The sequence below is a fragment of the Pontibacter sp. GD7 genome, from assembly GCF_058216375.1.
This window is the reverse complement of record NZ_JBYZMP010000013.1, coordinates 13,415-31,069: the sequence shown is the minus strand read 5'-3', so window position 1 is coordinate 31,069 and position 17,655 is coordinate 13,415. Positions and strand designations below refer to the sequence as shown.

Sequence of the window (17,655 nt, the reverse complement as noted above, 5' to 3'; positions counted from 1 at the left end):
AAACCCCGTATACAATAAGTGTAAGGGCACCATGAAGTTAATTTTATTATATATTGTATTTATACTTTATACAACACCAGTTATTTCCCAAAACCCACAGTTCAGCTGGGGAGAAAAAATAAACAGAAAATTTGGGCAGCTAGAGAACATGGAAATAATTGGGGTTGACCAGGACGGATTTTTCGCAACCTATGCCGTTAATGACCAGATTACCCTCGAGCACTACAACCCACAAAATGAAAGCTTCTGGACCGTAGCCCTGCTTCCTAAAACACCTGATGGCCGCAAATGCTCCTTCCATTGTGTCATCATGTTCCGCAATAACCTCTACATGCTGTCCAGCCACCACACCGCCGGAAAAACAAATGTTTACATCCAGGAAATAACGCATAACGGCAACTATAATTCTGATATTTTATTGGTAATGGAGGATGCTGACGGCGATAACATGAAAGTTGCCATTGCGCCGAACGATGCATTTCTGGCCATTGCTGTGGGCGGCGACGATAAGCAGGTATTTACTTTACTATCGCAGGAGTTGCGCCCGCTATGGTCGCAAACCGTGGTAAGCGAGGGAAGTATAGAGGAACTAATGCTGCAACACGACGGTACCTCTTACATGCTTGTAAGGGCACCTGCGGCTGCCCCAGCAACCAATGCCTACTACCTGTACCAGTTTAACAGGAACTCCGGCAAAAACAGCAGGCTGACCATGGGGCATACAGATTACCGCCCAATCAGGGCTAAAATGGCTTTAGCCACCAATGGCAGCATGCTTGTGTCGGGTTATGTGGCACCGTCCAACACTGTGGCAAGCCACAACCCGGAACCAGTTGGCACTTTCCTGTATCGTGTAAATAAGTATAACCTGAAAAGAAGCGTTGTAGCCTACACCCCATTCAGCGAGGACTTTATCAGCAATTACAAACGCCTTAAGCCTGATAATGATAACAGCCAGCGGTTACGACACTTAAGCCTGGACCACATCATGCCAATGCCTGACGGCAGCCTATACCTGATAGGTGAAGTGTGTATCCGGGAAAACGGTGCCGGTTATTATACTTATCATAACAACGACATCATTGTGGCCAAGCTTAATAAGAACGGTAACGCTGCCTTTACCACAAGCATCAATAAACTGCAAAGCGGCACTAACAAAGAAAACACCATACGCTCATACTTTGCCAGCATCATTAACGGTACGCTGCAAATCCTGTACCTCGACTTTGAGTATAACTACGAGGCAAATGATAGAATTGCCATGTATGATCAACGGGCGATCCGGAAAACGCCGGTTATTGTATCTGTGCACAAAGATGGCAGCCAAAGCAGGAAAGCCTTGCACGACACAGAATCCGGCAATGCCCATGGTTTTTTCCTGCGCCCTTGCTCTGCTTACAAAGTATCCGGTAACGAATATATTGTAGTAGGTATTGGCCCTGAATTCTACAAGTATGGCCGCATGATGTTCTGAACCATCTCCCCATGACCTTTGTATTAATCTTTTAAACTTTTGCGGTAAGTATAACCTCAAAGAACCCCAAGGATACATCATTTATACAGACCCCAGAAGCATAATCGATACACAAAATCCCCTTAATCTGAGGCCAAATGCTTATCTTTGAGAAACAACTAAACCAATCTAAATTCACCCTACCATGCATAAACGTACCTGTCTGAGTATGTTCCTGGCAGCGGCTCTTGCTTTACCTTTAGGCACCGCAGTAGCGCAGGACAAAAAAGAAGACAAGAAGTGGAAAGTGGATACTGCCCACGGAAAAGAAAAAGAAATCAATGTAACTACCGACGAAGGCACCTGGATGAGCCTGGACGTGAGTCCGGATGGCAAGGAGATCGTGTTTGACCTGCTTGGTGATATCTACATCATGCCTATCTCAGGTGGCAAGGCCAAGCAGCTTTTAGGCGGTAGAGCCTACGAAGTGCAGCCACGTTTCAGCCCCGACGGAAAGTATATTTCTTATACTTCGGATAAAGGCGGCGGCGACAATATCTGGATCATGAAACGCGATGGCTCTGATGCCAAGCAGATTACGACAGAGAATTTCCGCTTGCTGAACAACGCTGTCTGGACGCCGGACGGTGAGTACCTGATCGCGCGTAAGCACTTTACCAACACCCGCTCGCTGGGTGCCGGCGAGATGTGGATGTACCACAGAAGCGGTGGCGCAGGCGTGCAGCTGACCAAGCGTAAAAACGACCAGCAGGACGCCGGTGAGCCTTTCGTGTCGCCAGAGGGAAAGTATGTATACTACTCCGAAGACATGAGTGGCGGCTCTACGTTTGAGTACAATAAAGACCCTAACGGCCAGATCTACGTGATTCGCAGGGTAGACCGCAATACAGGCGAGGTAGAGAACATTGTAACTGGAAACGGTGGCTCTGTGCGCCCAACTGTCTCCCGCGATGGCAAGCACATTGCCTTTGTGCGCCGTGTAAGAACCAAATCGGTGCTTTTTGTGCAGGACCTGAAAACCGGAGAGCAATGGCCGATCACGGATAACCTGAGCAAAGACCAGCAGGAAGCCTGGGCCATTTTTGGTGTATACCCGTCTTTCTCCTGGACACCTGATAACAAGAGCATCGTTTACTGGGCGAATGGCAAGATCAATAAAATAGATGTAGCCACGCAGAAAGTAACAAACATACCTTTCGAGGCTACTGCCACGCATTACATTGCCGATGCCGTGCGCCACGATTTCAGCAAGAATGGTGGTGTATCGCCGAAGCAGTTTGAGGCTAAGGCTATTCGCCATGCAGTAACCTCTCCGGATGGTAAGCTACTGGTGTTCAATGCTGCCGGCCATATCTACAAAAAAGAACTGCCAAATGGTAAGCCAGAGCGCATCACCAACAGCACAGATTTTGAGTTCTATCCTGCCTTCTCTCCGGATGGCAAGTATATTGTGTACGCTACCTGGAACGATGACAGCTACAGTAACATCATGAAGCTGGACATCCGTAAGAAAAATCCAAAGCCGGTTAAACTTACTTCTGAAAAAGGATTTTACGCTAACCCAGTGTTCTCTCCAAATGGTAAGTATATCGTTTACAACAAGGAAAGCGGCAACAACCACATGGGCTATGCTCACGGCAACGAGCGTGGTATTTACTACATGACTGCCGATGGCAATAACCCTACATTAGTACAGAAAAATGGTTCTTCTCCACTTTTCAACGCTGCTTCTGATCGCATTTTCTTCACGGCCCGTGCCGGCGACAAGTATGCTTTTAAAAGCGTGGACCTGAAAGGTAAGGAAGAGCAGACACACTATACTTCCAAGTATACCGAGCAGTTCTACCCAAGCCCTGACAACAAATGGATTGCCTTTGTAGAGCTGTTTAACGGGTATGTGGCTCCGTTCACAGCCAACGGTTCTGGCCTTGAGTTGAGTGCCGAGACGAAAGCAGTTCCGGTTGCCCGCTTCACCCGCGACGCCGGTACAAGTGTGCATTGGTCTGCAGACAGCAAAAAAGTGAATTGGGTTTTGGGCGATGAGTATTTCTCAAACGACCTGAAAGACCGCTTCACGTTTGTGGAAGGCGCTCCGGATAAACTACCTGCCATCGACACAACCGGTACTAAAATTGGCCTAGTTCTCAAAACAGATACACCAGAAGGTAAAGTAGCTTTCACCAACGCACGCATCATTACCATGAAAGGCGATGAAGTGATTGAAGGCGGAACTATAGTTGTTGAAGGCAATAAAATTGTTGCTGTAGGCAAAAACGTAACCGTTCCGAAAGATGCCAAAGTAATTGACGCTGCCGGTAAAACCATTATGCCTGGTTTAGTGGATGTACACGCACACCTGGGTACTTTCCGTTTGGGTATGAGTCCGCAGAAGCAATGGTCATACTATGCGAACCTGGCTTACGGTGTAACCACTACCCACGACCCTTCTTCTACCACCGAGATGGTATTCAGCCAGTCGGAAGCCGTGAAAGCCGGTACGATGGTTGGTCCTAGAATTTTCTCTACGGGTACAATACTTTATGGTGCTGACGGTAACTTTAAAGCTGTTGTAAATGGCATTGACGATGCCCGTTCGCACCTGCGCCGTTTAAAGGCAATCGGTGGTTTCTCGGTGAAGAGCTACAATCAGCCACGCCGTGAGCAGCGCCAGCAAATAATTCAGGCTGCCCGCGAACTGGACATGACGGTGGTACCGGAAGGTGGTTCTACGTTCTTCCACAACATGAGCATGATCCTGGACGGCCACTCAGGCATTGAGCACAACATCCCGGTTGCGCCGCTTTACAAAGACGTGGTAGAAGTATGGAAAGCCTCTGAAACTGGCTACACGCCTACCCTGATCGTGAACTATGGTGGTAACTCCGGTGAGTACTACTGGTACCAAAAAACCAACGCTTGGGACAAAGAACGCCTGCTTAAATTCACGCCACGCTCCATCATCGATGGCCGTTCGCGCCGAGTTACGTTGGTGCCAGACGAAGAGTATAAGCACGGCCACATCCTGACTTCAGAAGCTTGCAAGCAGTTGACAGATGCTGGTGTAAAAGTAAACTTGGGTGCTCACGGTCAGCTGCAAGGCTTAGGCGCGCACTGGGAACTTTGGATGCTGCAGCAAGGCGGCATGACGAACCTGGAAGCACTTCGCGCCGCTACCCTGAACGGTGCTGAGTACCTGGGCATGGGCAAGGAAATCGGCTCTCTGGAAACCGGCAAACTAGCCGATTTGATCGTGCTGGACCAGAACCCGCTGGAGAATATCCAGAACACCGAGCACGTGAAGTATACGATGGTGAATGGTCGCCTGTACAATGCCGCTACCATGGCAGAAATGGGCAACTACAACAAGCAGCCGGGTAAGTTCTGGTGGGAAAACAGCCGTACTGCTACTGCCTTTGATTGGCATGAAGGTACTGATACCCGCTTCGAAGGCATAGCCGGTGAGCATTGCACTTGTCGCCACTAAGAAATTATAAGTATAAAGTAAAAAAGCGGCTGCTCCAGATGGGGCAGCCGCTTTTTGTTTTTGTAGTTACTGAATCATGAGTGTGTATAAAGTGATTATTTGAGATAAATTAACCCCGCCTTTCTATCTAGTTTATGTCTTTCCTCAGTCTTGCTTGCCTATCGTTTTACCTTTGGCTTTGGTGCGCTCAAGGCCGCGAGGCCTCGCCTTCGGGCATCGCGCTGTCTATTGAAGCTGCTCCTCGCTCCGCTGCGGGCTGCTGAGCAAGCTCAGCACCGCAACAATAGAAGGCGCTCAACCCAAAGGCTGGGATCGACACTGCTTAGTAGGAGCCTTTGCAACAGGAAACAAATTATAAGCTTATGGTGTCGGATTCCCCTCTTGAGAGGGGCAGGGGTGTGTTTTAAACTTATCCTCCTAAGAGACGATATTTACTAGGTGCACAGACGACGATTTTTTGTTTGAGCGTTCAGCGAGTGGGGGTAGGGGCCCTCGAAAAACAAAATCGTCTTGACTTTTTTGCCTACTTTTTTTGTCAAGAAAAAAAGTAGGGCCCAGCCGGCGAGGCGAAAAGCCAGCCAAAGACAAATTAGCATCTTAAAGGAGAGATCATGAACTGAGAGATACTTTTATCGTCGATATCATAACAGTACCCAAGCGCGAATACTCATGCCATACCCACATCTTGTTTTTCAAACAATTAATAATCAACAACCAACTACTCCTTCACCGCCGCCAAAACCCTTTTAAACAACTCGTTCTGCTTGCCATCATGCCAGCGCCAAACAATAACAATATCATGCTCGGGATCAACCCAAACGGTATTTTGTCCGGCACCTAAGGCTGCGTAGCTGGTAGTCGGGGCATCGGGCCAGGCTTTGCCTTCGGTGTTCAGCCACCACAGGTAACCGTAATCGGGGCCAACAGTGCCGCGGGAGGTAGTCGCCTCTTTCACCCACTTTTCTGATACCAGCTGCTTATTTTCCCAGCGGCCATTGCGCAGGAACAGGTAACCGAAACGAGCTTCGTCGCGTGCACTGATCCAGAGGCCGCCGCCCCAGCGCGTACCGCCGCTCACCGATGGCATCTGCTGGCCGTTTATCTCTACTATAGAATTTCTGTAAGGAACCCATTTCCAGGTTTCAGAAGCGCCAATCGGGTCCATGATCTCATCTTCTAAAACCTTCGGTAACGGTTTCTCCCACAAACGCAACAACGATAAGGCAAAGCGGTTAATGCGCGTATCGTTGTACTCGTAGAAAGTACCCGGCTCCTGCAATTCACGCGGTTTTCGTTCGCCACGACCAAAGGCTTCTTTTCCTATAAAGTCATGCTTCTTACCCCACATTTCGCCCTGCCATTCTGATGTTTGGCGGGCATGGTGCTCCCAGGTTACCTTGCTGTTATGCTCTGATTCGTAGCCACCATCCTTTACATACTTTGCCACTGGGTCGCTTATACTTTGGATCATACCTCGGTCTATGGTTAAGCCAAGTATGGTAGAGAGGAAACTTTTGGCCACGCTGTAGGTAGGGTCTGCGGCTTTGGTATCGCCCCACTCGGCCACAATGTAACCGTTTTTGAGGATGATGCCGTTGGTGTTGGCCCTGGTGGCCGGCAGCGGCCCCAGCGGCTCCCCGAATATCTCTTTCTGTGTAGAAAAGTCTTTCTCGATCTGGGTGGTTTCCTGTTGCTTGGCCCACTCTACAGCCTCTTGCAATAAAGCAGCATCCATGTCTACCTCTTCCGGCTTTTTATACTTCCAGTCATCGCCTTTGCCGGGGTAATAATATTTACTTGTCTGGCTGGCAGCCTGAGTTGCAGTGGTTGTTTGGGTTGCCTGCTGCTGACAAGCGCCTAAGCTAAAAGCCAGCAATAAAGAATATATGGTATTCTTGAGCATGTTTATAGCATATGTTATTCAGAGGTCAATCTACAAAAAAAGTAGTGAATCAAGAACTGCCATTTGATGCCGTAAAAGTATAAAACCAAAGCCCGGCAACAATGTTACCAGGCTTTCCAATATACTAAACTAAATGATCTCTATTGCTTCATCGGCACTTCCATCAGCAGCAACTCAGTCTCCGCATCCGCTTTAATCTGAATGCTATCTGCATCCCAAATGCCCATTCCATCTCTTTTGCCCAGCTTTTCACCGTCGATCTCAACTTCACCCTCCAGCACGAAGGCATAAACTCCATGGTCTTTGCTGCGCAGCTTATACTCCTCTGAAAAACCGGGCTTAAGCGTGCCGAGTGTAAACCAGGCATCTTGGTTGATCCAGATGGCTCCATTGTCCTTTTCCGGCGAAACCACAGTTTGCAGTTTGTTTTGGCGATCTTCCGGTTTAAAGGTCTTCTGCTCGTAACGGGGCTGTATGTCACGCTCTTTCGGGAACACCCAGATCTGCAGAAACTTCACTTCATCGGTTTTAGAGTGGTTATACTCTGAGTGGGTAATGCCCGTTCCTGCCGACATAATCTGCACCTCATTTGTGCGTATGGTCTTTTCATTGCCGGTACTGTCTTTGTGCGCCAGCTCCCCGGACAAAGGAATAGAAACGATCTCCATATTATCGTGCGGGTGCGCGCCAAACCCCATGCCGGGTGCTACGGTATCGTCGTTTAAGACACGCAGCAGACCAAAACCCATGCGTTCCGGGTTATAATAGCTTGCAAAGCTAAAACTATGGTAAGAGTTCAGCCAGCCGTGGTTTGCGTGGCCACGGGTATCGGCTTTATGAATTACTTTTTTGCTCATGGCAGTATGCTTTATTATTTCCAGATTCCGTTAAACACAATGTCTTGCAGTGGCTTTCGCTGCCTTGGTGCCAGCTCTCTTGCTCTTAAATGCTCCGGCAAAGCCTCCGGATCTCCTACATAGCCAATCGCACCCATTGCTACGGGCTCATAACCATCTGGTATTCCAAGTGCCACTCGTGCTTTGTCTGCACTAAAGCCGCCCATCAAATGCACATGCAGGTCCAGGTCTGTAGCCTGCAGCACCAGGTTGGCAGTTGCCATCCCTACATCGTGCCAGGCGTGGCCGTTCACATTTCCGTTAAAGTCATACGTTGTTTTGGCAACCGACAGAAAAAGAACAGGTGCATTTTTGGCCCATACTTGATTGGCTTCTACCAGGCAATTCAAAAGTCTTTCATACGCTTCAGGATCGTCCTGGGTGGCATGGATAAAGCGCCACGGCTGTTCGTTCATGGCTGAGGGTGCCCAGCGTGCTGCCTCAAAAAGAGCTTCCAATTGCACCTCCCCTACAGCTGTACTTTCAAAGGACCTTGGGCTCCAGCGCTTCTCTATCAGGTTGTGTACCGCTATTTTATTTTCTGTTGTTGTCATGTTGCTCAATTTATTGTTTTAATCTATACTTTAATGTACGATTCAAATTTAATGTACATACATTTAATGTACAAACACAACATGTATTTTGTTTTGAGAGTTCCGGCTTTATACTTTGAAAGCCGAGTAAGTGTAGGTGAAAGGTTTTGTTAGTAGAGCTGATACCAAATAAAGGTAATTTCTATAAAATGCTCAGGGCGAGTTCAGGCTAAAGGTATACTTTATACTTTTGGCAGTGTTGATAAAGTCAGCCTGGTGGCGTTCTGGAAGTATAAGACGCAAAATATAGCGTATAAAACACCAATAACCAGTAACGAAACTTATTGCCTTGTTGCTGGCAAGACGCAAGATATTGCGTCTCTACAGATTAATATTCAATATTGAAGCTTACCGCACAGTAGCAAACAAGACGCAAAGTATTGCGTCTCTACATTTCCTAACAACGAACAACGATCAACGATAATAGCGTCTTTACATTCCCCAATAACCAATAACTAACAACCAACAATTAAATTTCCAGTTTTCTTAAAGCCAGCAGGCACAGTGCAACAGACCCTGAGACACAGATTTCTCCACGAAGCACCATACCTTCTACTTCTGAGACAGGTATTTTTAGCACTTCAATGTTTTCGGTTTCGTCCAGGTCTTGGTCGGCTACTTTTCTTGCGTTGCGGGCCAGGTAAAAATATATTTTGTTGGTGTCTTTGGTTGGGTTGTCAATTACCTCTGCCAGTAGTTCCAGGTCATCGGAAGTATAGCCGGTTTCTTCCAGCATTTCGCGTTTGGCTGCATCTGCGGGATGGTGCTCGTGTTCATCTATAACGCCTCCCGGAAGTTCCGTGAAGATATTTGCCCCGGCGTGCTTGTACTGGCGCACAAATATAACTTCGCCATTTTCTGTGATCGGGAAAGTGAGCACCACATCCGGACGTACGCTTACATAATAGTCATCCAGCACTTTGCCGTTTGGTAATTCTACCTCATCACGTCGCAGAGTATACCATTTTTCATCAAAAACCAGTTCAGATTTCAGAACTTTCCAGGGCTTGGGGGTTGGCATGTGCTGATTACTTGACATAGCTGCAATTTATACTTTACTCACGTAAAAAAGCCACACTTGCTTTTGCTTTGCAAGTGCGGCTACTATATTTTGATTTAGTTAAACCAGATTCCAGAGCATACAAGAAACGCCGGTAGTAATCCGTTGTAAAGATCACGGCTACTCCTGATCCATACTTTCGGAGTCTATACCGTTACGGTCTGTTTCATTACCTGGCGGTAAATATGATCATAGTCCTGGCCCATTGGGGTAGACGTGTAGCCATGGGAGCGTTTAACAGCGCGGCAGGCCATGATGTTTCTGCCAAACTCGTCGTCTATCAGGTTGTTAATGGTGTCGCGAAGTTCATCGGCATCGTTAGGGCTTACGTATTTGGCGGCATTGCCCCAAATCTCGGCCTGGCTCTCGGTTTTACCCACCACCAGCGCACAACCCGACATGGCAGCCTCCAGAATAGTTAAACCAAACGGCTCATACTTGGCCGGCAACGCATAAATAGATGCCCTGGACAACCAGTCAGACACTTCTTTCTCAGACAGCTGCCCCAGGAAATGTACGTTTTCCAGATTTATGGTTTTGCCTGTAGCCGGGTGCTTATCGTCGCCGGCAATATATACGGGCCAGTGCAGCTCGGAGGCAATGTGCGCCAGCATCGAAATGTTCTTGGCCTCATCCCATACCCGGCCCATGCTAAACACAAAGGGCTCTTTTTTACCAAACTGAAAACCATGCTGCCCCCGGCCATTGTAAACTACTGTGCTCTTCCTGAACGGTCCGTAAAGCGAAGTGGCCAGATTGAGCATGGCCTGGGTTGGGGCCACCACCATATCCGCAGACTGCAGCCCTCTTGTTACAAGTTCTTTATACTTATCCCATTCCCGCGGAGCGTCTTCGCCATGCACTGCCTTCCACCACGAAAGCACACACGAATGCACTACAACCACTTTAGGCACACCAAAGTCCAGGGCACCATGCACCATACTGTTCAGATGCACCAGGTCAGGTTCAACTTCATCTTTTAAATCCAGCAGCCATTTTCCGGCAGCTTCAACGTCTTCCCAGGCATCCTCCATCCACTCCAGCTTATACTTGCTTTCATAAACGGTGAGGTTGTCTATCTCATCGGCCTGGCGTCGCTGCTCCTCTGTTAAGGGTGCGCCCATGGTTGCCAAGGCTACTTCTGTTTTAAATGGTCCCAGAGCTCTTATCAGCTCCAGCGAGTAATTCCAAACGCCGCCAACGGTATCGGCTGTCATTAAAATCTTTGAAGGGTGATGTGCTTCCATACTTCTATCTTCCGTAAAATTTATCTTATACATCTGTTATCTTATCATCCTCGCCCCTGTAATGCATTTTTCAGAAGCAACAGCTCTGGCTTTGCCTTCACAGCATCCAGTCGATGCCATTAAGCCAAGTTATATGCTGTTCATTTTAACTAAATAAGACACCATGGTCAGTGCCCTCGTATCAAGTATAATTTCCTGCATTGTCTGGTATGGCAACAAAGCTGTTGATGTCGTTCAGGTTGCTAAGTTTGTTGGCCTGTAGTTTCAGGCTGTATCGTTTAAAGTATAAATATGAGTACTCACTATACAAAGGAATAACGCATGCCATCAGAGGCTAACTTATACTATTGATGCTTATTTGAAGATCGCTTACTGGAGAATCGGTTAAGTTCAGTAAGTGTAAATTTCAGTTTGAAAGTATACCTGCTTGCAGATATATACTTTTATCGGTTCCGGCAACCATCAGCTTTGCACGTTTTGCGCAGCATTTACCGGGCAGGTTACAACTTCCTCTCAATTCCGGTGCACTCTCTTACGCGTTACCATAAATTTCCGTTGGTTTATCACTATATTTTTTTAACAATTTTAAAGTGGGCTTTACTTCATGGTATCGCCATTGCCTATGAAGCTGTTTAGGATTTTGGCTAAAAGAAATCGAATCCGCCATTGTTGGTGTTTTTCACCAACAATTTAAGGGGCTGGCTATTATACTTGCTGTTGATAACACGCAGCAAGGGCAGGCAGTTTGGATTTTAATAAACTCAAAACAGGTTCTATTTTACTACACTACCTTAACAACATCCAACCACCACTCCCACTCTGGCCTACTGGTTATACTTGTGCAACACACCCTGTTCCACGTTACCAACAAAGGGCTTTTACTATATTTGCCATACTATAACAGCTAATCGCCATGATTTTTGATACCGATATCATACTTGAAGACGAGTGCGTGCTTTTGCGCAGATACCATACCACGGATAAAATTCAGTTAGAAGATATCGTGTATGATGAAGACATCTGGCGGCTGATGCCTACCAAAGTTAGCACCCCTGAGGAGCTAGACACCTGGATACAAACTGTGGAACATGGCTACAAAAGCGGCACCCGCTATACTTTTATGATCATTGACAAAGCCACAGGCAAAGTTGCAGGCAGTACGAGCTATGGCAACATTTCGGGCACAGACAGGAGACTGGAAATTGGCTGGACCTGGCTGAGCAGGAATTACCGGGGAACCGGCCTGAACAAACACTGCAAATTTTTACTGCTGCAGTATGCTTTTGAGGTACTGAAGTATGAAAGGGTGGAGCTTAAAACCGATGTACTGAACTTGCGATCCAGGAGGGCTATGCAGAAAATTGGGGCTACGGAAGAAGGCGTTTTACGCAGCCATACCCTGATGCATGACGGCCGCCGCCGCGACACTATTTACTACAGCATACTTAAGCCGGAGTGGGAACAGATCAAACAAACTGTCTTCGGCGATATGGCTATGTAATTCCGGTACTACCCTATTTTAACTTACATAGTAACTGTGGCCGTATAAAACACGGAACCAACCCTAACTTACCGTGGATGCTCCTGAAAACAGCGCCTTATTGCCTAAGCGTATCTTCCTTATCCGGCATGCCAGACCTGCTGTGTCTAAGAAAGGGCTATTTAGCTACGAGGATGCCTGCAAGTACATTAATGATTACGATGCCGCGGCCATCGAGCATTTTGTGCTGGAGCATGAAGTTATCCCCTTCGACGAGATAGACAAAGTATACTGCAGCACCCTGGCCCGCTCCCAGCTCACCGCCAAAGCCATTTTCGGATCCGACATACAGCTCAGGATAGACCAGGTTTTCAGGGAGTTTGAGCGCCGGGTTTATACGTTGCCGCTTGTGCGTCTGCCCATAAAACTATGGCTTGTAAGTGCACGCATACTTTGGTTCCTTGGCTTCAACAACCGCGACATCGAAACATTTAAGGAGGCTAAAAAACGTGCCCGCCGCTGTGCTCAAACCCTGGCTTCCGATGCTGCTGAACACAAAACAACAGTACTTGTGGCACATGGCCTTCTGAACAACTTTATCATGAGGGAGTTGCAGAAAATGGGCTGGAAGAAAACACTTGACCAGGGGCATGGTTTTTTGTCTGTAACGGTGCTTCAGTCCTAGCTCATAAATTTGGCCGAATTTTTAATTAAAGTTAGTTATAAGCACGCTAAAGCCTAAACTTTAACTCCCCAAACGTAACACTAGCTAACATAATTAGTATAAGCTACTGTCAAAGGCAAAACTGTTTTTAAAGGTATACCCAATTGCACCGGATAGGCCTTTAGCATACCCAGGACAAATTTCCAAAACGATATATAGCAGATAGCATAACAAGTAAGCCGAAATAAATGTACACAATCCTGAATATAACTTTTTTGCTACTTGGTGGTTAATTTTAAAGTTTTTCGTTTTTCACCTTAATTAAATATAAGATTATGAAGAGAGGTTTACTACTGAGTTTCCTGCTCATATTTGCTGTTATTAGCAATGCATGGGCACAAACTCAAACTGTTTCAGGCGTGGTAACGTCGGCAGAGAGCGGGCAACCCTTGCCTGGTGTAACTGTTCTGGAAAAAGGCACCACAAACGGTGTTTCTACCGGAGCTAAAGGGGAATTCTTGTTAAACGTAAGGCCCAACGCTACACTGGTGTTCCGGTTCATTGGCATGACCACACAGGAAGTTCCGGTGAGTGGACGCTCAACCATCAATGTAGCTTTAGTTGCCGACCAGGAACTATTGAAAGAAGTTGTGGTGGTGGGTTACGGTACGCAGGAACGCCGTGAGGTAACCGGTGCCACTGCCAAGGTAACATCTGAAGAATTAAAGAACATACCTGTTGTTGGCGTTGACCAGGCCCTGCAGGGACGTGCCGCAGGTGTGCAGATATCGCAAAACTCTGGAACGCCTGGTGGCGGTATAAGCGTACGTGTGCGTGGTGCCACATCCATCTCGGCAAGCAACCAGCCACTTTATGTAGTTGACGGTGTACCGCTTACAACCGGCGACTTCTCACAGATCGGCTTTGGTGGCCAGAACGTGAACGCTGTATCAGACCTTAACCCCAATGACATCGAGTCTATTGACATCTTAAAAGATGCCTCTGCTGCGGCCATTTATGGTTCAAGAGCGGCAAATGGTGTGGTTATCATCACTACCAAGCGAGGTGCAGCCCAAAAAACGCAAGTTAATTTCAATGCTTATGCCGGGGTGCAAAACCTATGGAAAGAGCCAAATTTCCTGAACGCAGATCAGTATAAGGAGATCATGACGGAAGCTTACATCAATGATGGCTTCCTCGCTCCTGGAGCAACATTTGAAGATTTTGCTGACTTATACTATGGTGGTCTTGGCTTTGAAGCCACTGAAACAGATTGGATTGATGAAGTAACAAGAAGCGCATCTATCCAAAATTACGAATTAACAATGAATGGTGGCGACGCTAAAGCACGGTACTATTTATCAGGTTCTTATTTTGATCAGGAAGGTATTGTAATAGGCAGCCAGTACCAGAGGTATACTACACGCCTTAATCTCGATTACCAGGTTTCTGATAGGATGACTGTTGGCACGAGTATTCAACTGGGTCGTTCCGAGAATAATCGTATTGTCAGTGACAACACCCTGAATGGCCCGTTTGCCAACGCACTTGCAGCATCGCCTGTATGGCCGGTATTTTTTGATGACGGCACCTATACACGACCAAACTTCTTTTACACCAACCCTGTTGCCGAAGGCACCGAGAACGATGACGAAACAATTAACTTGCGTGGCATAGGTAACATATTTGGCAAGTATACTATTATACCAGGCCTTGACTTTCAACTGAGAGCAGGTTATGACGCACTGAATATTAACGAGCGACGTTATACTCCTACTAATTACCCTGGCTCATCATCAACTGCAGTTGGTGGCTCTGCTACCAATGCTACTTCAACAATAACTAAACGTCTTTTAGAAGCCACTACCTCTTATAACAAGGTTTTCAGCGATGTGCATAATATCTCAGCCGTTATTGGCACCAGTACCGAGAAGAATGTTTTCAATCAATCATTTGTGACTGGTGAGGGATTCCCTGGCGAGCGTTTCCGTTATGTAGCCAGTGCAGCCATCGTAAATGCAGGTTCCAACGCAGAATCGGAGTCTAGTATATTGTCATACTTCGGCAGGTTGAACTATAACTACAGCGACAAATACTTAGTAGGTGTAAACTTCCGAGCTGACGGCTCTTCTCGATTTGGTGAAAATAACCGCTATGGTTACTTCCCATCTATCTCGGCTGGATGGAGAATTATTGGTGAAGACTTTATGTCTGGAATAGAAAGCTTGAGCGAGTTAAAACTACGTGCCTCATATGGTGCTACAGGTAATCAAGAAATCGGAAACTTTGGATATTTTGCATTAATTACTGGAGCTAATTATTTAGATCAGCCAGGTATCGCCTTAACACAGTTGCCGAACCCAGATTTAAGATGGGAAGAGACAAAGCAACTTAACATCGGCGCTGATATTGGATTATGGAACAACAGAGTGAACCTTGCCCTGGATTACTATATCAAGAAAACGGATGACCTGCTTTTCTCACGCCCTGTACCTACTCAAAACGGTTTTGGCAGCTTCCAAGCAAACGTAGGCTCCACTGAGAATAAAGGATTTGAAGTAGCCCTTAGAACAATCAACCTGGACCCTACCGGAGATGGTTTGAGATGGACCTCTGACCTGAATCTGGCTTTTAACAGAAACGAGGTAACAGCCCTTTATCAAGGGCAAGACATTTTTTATGGCTTCGGTGGCAACTCGCTAGTACTACGTGTAGGTGAGCCTATCGGTACTTTCTATGGCTTTATTGCAGACGGTGTTTATAGCACCCTGGAAGAGATTCCGGCTTCCCGCCGGGCGCAGGGCGCCCAACCTGGTGACGTAAACTTCCGGGATGTTAACAACGATGGCGTATTGACAGATGATGACCTGACCATTATCGGTAATGCACAGCCTAAAGCTGTAGGCGGTTTCACTAACGATTTCCGTTATAAAGGCTTTGATCTGAACATTTTCCTGCAGTTCTCTTACGGCAACGACATTGCTGCGCCAAGCCATCAGTATCAGAAGCACCTGGGCAACGACTTTTTGGATGACAACATGTTAACAGATGTACTTAACCGCTGGAGAAACCCTGGAGATGTAACAGACACACCAAGAGCAACAGCGCTTGACCCGAACAACAATAACCGCAGCAACTCATCCAGGTTCATTTACGATGGCTCTTACCTGCGCTTTAAGAATGTTATACTTGGTTACAACCTGCCAAGCAGTGTAACAGAACGCCTGAAAATGCGCAACCTGCGTGTATACCTGCAGGCCCAAAACCTGATCACATTTACTGATTATCCAGGATTTGACCCTGAAGTAAACTTCGCGGGTACATCAAACACAACTCTGGGTGTTGACTTCTATACTTTCCCGCAGGCGCGTACCATTACGTTTGGTGTAAATGTTGGATTTTAATTAGCTAAAGGAAAAAGACCATGAAAAGATATTCGATTATACTACTAACCGCGCTCGGGCTTGCTACCTTTTCAGGCTGCGACGACGTACTGGACGTAGAGCCTACAACGGCCATAGAAGCTGAAGGGGCCATCTCAGATTTCACTACACTGCAAAGAGCCGCGCTTGGAGCATACAGTGCCATGCAGTCTACAAACTACTATGGCTTGCGCTACCTTTTATACCAAGGCGTGTATGCCGACAACCTGGAGCACAGAGGCACATTTACGACTGACCGTGAGGTAACTGCACGAAACATAAATGCCTCAAACTTACAGATTGCCAATACCTGGGCAACTATTTATACTGTGATAAACCGGGCTAATTTAGTTTTACGCTCCGCAGACCAGCTTACTAATTTAACTGATGCGCAGCGTAACAGAATTAAAGGCGAAATGCTCTTCTTACGCGGACTGGCATACTTCGACCTCGTTAAGGTTTTTGGAGGGGTGCCTACTCCGCTTACCCCAACAACAGAGATAAGTGAAATCCAAAGCCTGCCAAGGTCTACAGAAAGCCAGGTGTATGACCTCATTATTAATGACCTGAACCAGGCTGAGACGTTGCTGCAAGGTATTAACAGCCCTAAAACTCGCGCCACCAGTTCTGCTGCAACCGCTTTGCTTGCCCGTGTGCACCTGCAGCGGGGCAACAACGCGCTGGCAGAGGCAAAAGCCAACCAGGTTATCACCAGCAACAGATTTGCCCTGGAGCAGGATTTTAGAAACATCTTCGCAACAGAAGGTGGCTCTGAAATTATTTTTGAGGTTGACTTTACGCTGAATGACCAGAACGGGCTTGGATCTGCATCGAACCCTGCAACGCCAGGACAGAAATTCTACTTAAGAGAGGGTGCCTATAATGCACTGCAGACATCTGCGCAAAATGGCGATAAACGCTTTGCAGCCACTACAACAATTCAAAGCAGCCGAAGAAGACTCATCAAGTATGAGGATGTGGTAAATAACGCAGATAACGTACCGGTAATACGCCTTGCGGAAATGTACCTCATCCGTGCGGAGGCACGTGCCAGACAAGGGATAGCTTCTGCTCCGGCAAGCCCGCAGGTTATCGCTGATATTAACCAGATCAGAACCAGGGCCGGCCTGCCGCCTGTACTTGTGCTAACAAATGCGCAGGCACTTACCGAGATTCTGGAACAACGCAGACTTGAGTTTATTGGTGAAGGCCTTCGCTTTATAGACTTAAAGCGCTATAACCTGACCTGCGAAAGACTTGGTTTCTGTGCGGCAACAAACGAAACCTTCCGTAATCTGTGGCCAATTCCGTTACAGCAGATCGAGGTTAACTCAAGCCTTACGCAAAACCCTGGGTATTAATCGCAACTTGAGTTATTAATTAAAAATAAAAAGTGGCTCTGGAGTATTTCAGGGCCACTTTTTATTTTATT

At 47.0% G+C, this 17,655-nt stretch carries 12 protein-coding genes; 6 read left to right on the top strand and 6 right to left on the bottom strand.

Annotated elements, in window-relative coordinates:
* Nucleotides 1-31: 31 nt before the first annotated feature.
* Both AC4BAP_RS16955 and AC4BAP_RS16950 read left to right on the top strand, forming a co-directional pair.
* Nucleotides 32-1,474, top strand: a complete 1,443-nt coding sequence (locus tag AC4BAP_RS16955) for a hypothetical protein (RefSeq protein ID WP_490583862.1) — start codon at nucleotides 32-34, stop codon at nucleotides 1,472-1,474.
* 208 nt (nucleotides 1,475-1,682) lie between these two features.
* Nucleotides 1,683-4,958 carry an amidohydrolase family protein gene (locus AC4BAP_RS16950; RefSeq protein ID WP_490583929.1) on the top strand — a complete coding sequence of 1,092 codons (3,276 nt, stop codon included), beginning with the start codon at nucleotides 1,683-1,685 and terminating at the stop codon, nucleotides 4,956-4,958.
* Nucleotides 4,959-5,676: 718 nt separating this feature from the next.
* Here the strand turns inward: AC4BAP_RS16950 and AC4BAP_RS16945 are convergent.
* The 6 genes from AC4BAP_RS16945 to AC4BAP_RS16920 all read right to left on the bottom strand — a co-directional run bounded on the left by AC4BAP_RS16945 (nucleotide 5,677) and on the right by AC4BAP_RS16920 (nucleotide 10,985).
* Complete coding sequence (locus AC4BAP_RS16945) at nucleotides 5,677-6,861, bottom strand: serine hydrolase domain-containing protein (protein ID WP_490583861.1); 1,185 nt, start codon at nucleotides 6,859-6,861, stop codon at nucleotides 5,677-5,679.
* Nucleotides 6,862-7,001: 140 nt separating this feature from the next.
* The gene (locus AC4BAP_RS16940) at nucleotides 7,002-7,718 is read right to left on the bottom strand and encodes a pirin family protein (protein WP_490583860.1); all 717 of its coding nucleotides are present in this window, start codon (nucleotides 7,716-7,718) and stop codon (nucleotides 7,002-7,004) included.
* A gap of 14 nt (nucleotides 7,719-7,732) precedes the next feature.
* Nucleotides 7,733-8,311, bottom strand: coding sequence for a nitroreductase family protein (locus AC4BAP_RS16935; RefSeq protein WP_490583859.1), 579 nt, complete (start codon nucleotides 8,309-8,311; stop codon nucleotides 7,733-7,735).
* A 508-nt stretch (nucleotides 8,312-8,819) separates the two neighbouring features.
* Nucleotides 8,820-9,389: an NUDIX hydrolase gene (locus AC4BAP_RS16930; RefSeq protein ID WP_490583858.1), complete on the bottom strand. Its 570-nt coding sequence runs from the start codon at nucleotides 9,387-9,389 to the stop codon at nucleotides 8,820-8,822.
* 167 nt (nucleotides 9,390-9,556) lie between these two features.
* A complete protein-coding gene (locus AC4BAP_RS16925; protein WP_490583857.1) occupies nucleotides 9,557-10,690 on the bottom strand; it encodes a glycosyltransferase in 1,134 nt (377 codons plus the stop codon).
* 148 nt (nucleotides 10,691-10,838) lie between these two features.
* The gene (locus tag AC4BAP_RS16920) at nucleotides 10,839-10,985 is read right to left on the bottom strand and encodes a hypothetical protein (RefSeq protein WP_490583856.1); all 147 of its coding nucleotides are present in this window, start codon (nucleotides 10,983-10,985) and stop codon (nucleotides 10,839-10,841) included.
* Between the two features lie 585 nt (nucleotides 10,986-11,570).
* Between AC4BAP_RS16920 and AC4BAP_RS16915 the strand changes: the two genes are divergently transcribed.
* The 4 genes from AC4BAP_RS16915 (at nucleotide 11,571) to AC4BAP_RS16900 (ending at nucleotide 17,584) form a co-directional block, all read left to right on the top strand.
* The gene (locus AC4BAP_RS16915) at nucleotides 11,571-12,158 is read left to right on the top strand and encodes a GNAT family N-acetyltransferase (RefSeq protein WP_490583855.1); all 588 of its coding nucleotides are present in this window, start codon (nucleotides 11,571-11,573) and stop codon (nucleotides 12,156-12,158) included.
* 73 nt (nucleotides 12,159-12,231) lie between these two features.
* Nucleotides 12,232-12,822 carry a histidine phosphatase family protein gene (locus tag AC4BAP_RS16910; RefSeq protein WP_490583854.1) on the top strand — a complete coding sequence of 197 codons (591 nt, stop codon included), beginning with the start codon at nucleotides 12,232-12,234 and terminating at the stop codon, nucleotides 12,820-12,822.
* 314 nt (nucleotides 12,823-13,136) lie between these two features.
* Entirely contained in the window at nucleotides 13,137-16,205 is a 3,069-nt protein-coding gene (locus AC4BAP_RS16905) for a SusC/RagA family TonB-linked outer membrane protein (protein WP_490583853.1), read from the top strand.
* 20 nt (nucleotides 16,206-16,225) lie between these two features.
* Nucleotides 16,226-17,584 carry a RagB/SusD family nutrient uptake outer membrane protein gene (locus AC4BAP_RS16900; protein ID WP_490583852.1) on the top strand — a complete coding sequence of 453 codons (1,359 nt, stop codon included), beginning with the start codon at nucleotides 16,226-16,228 and terminating at the stop codon, nucleotides 17,582-17,584.
* The last annotated feature ends 71 nt before the right edge of the window (nucleotides 17,585-17,655 follow it).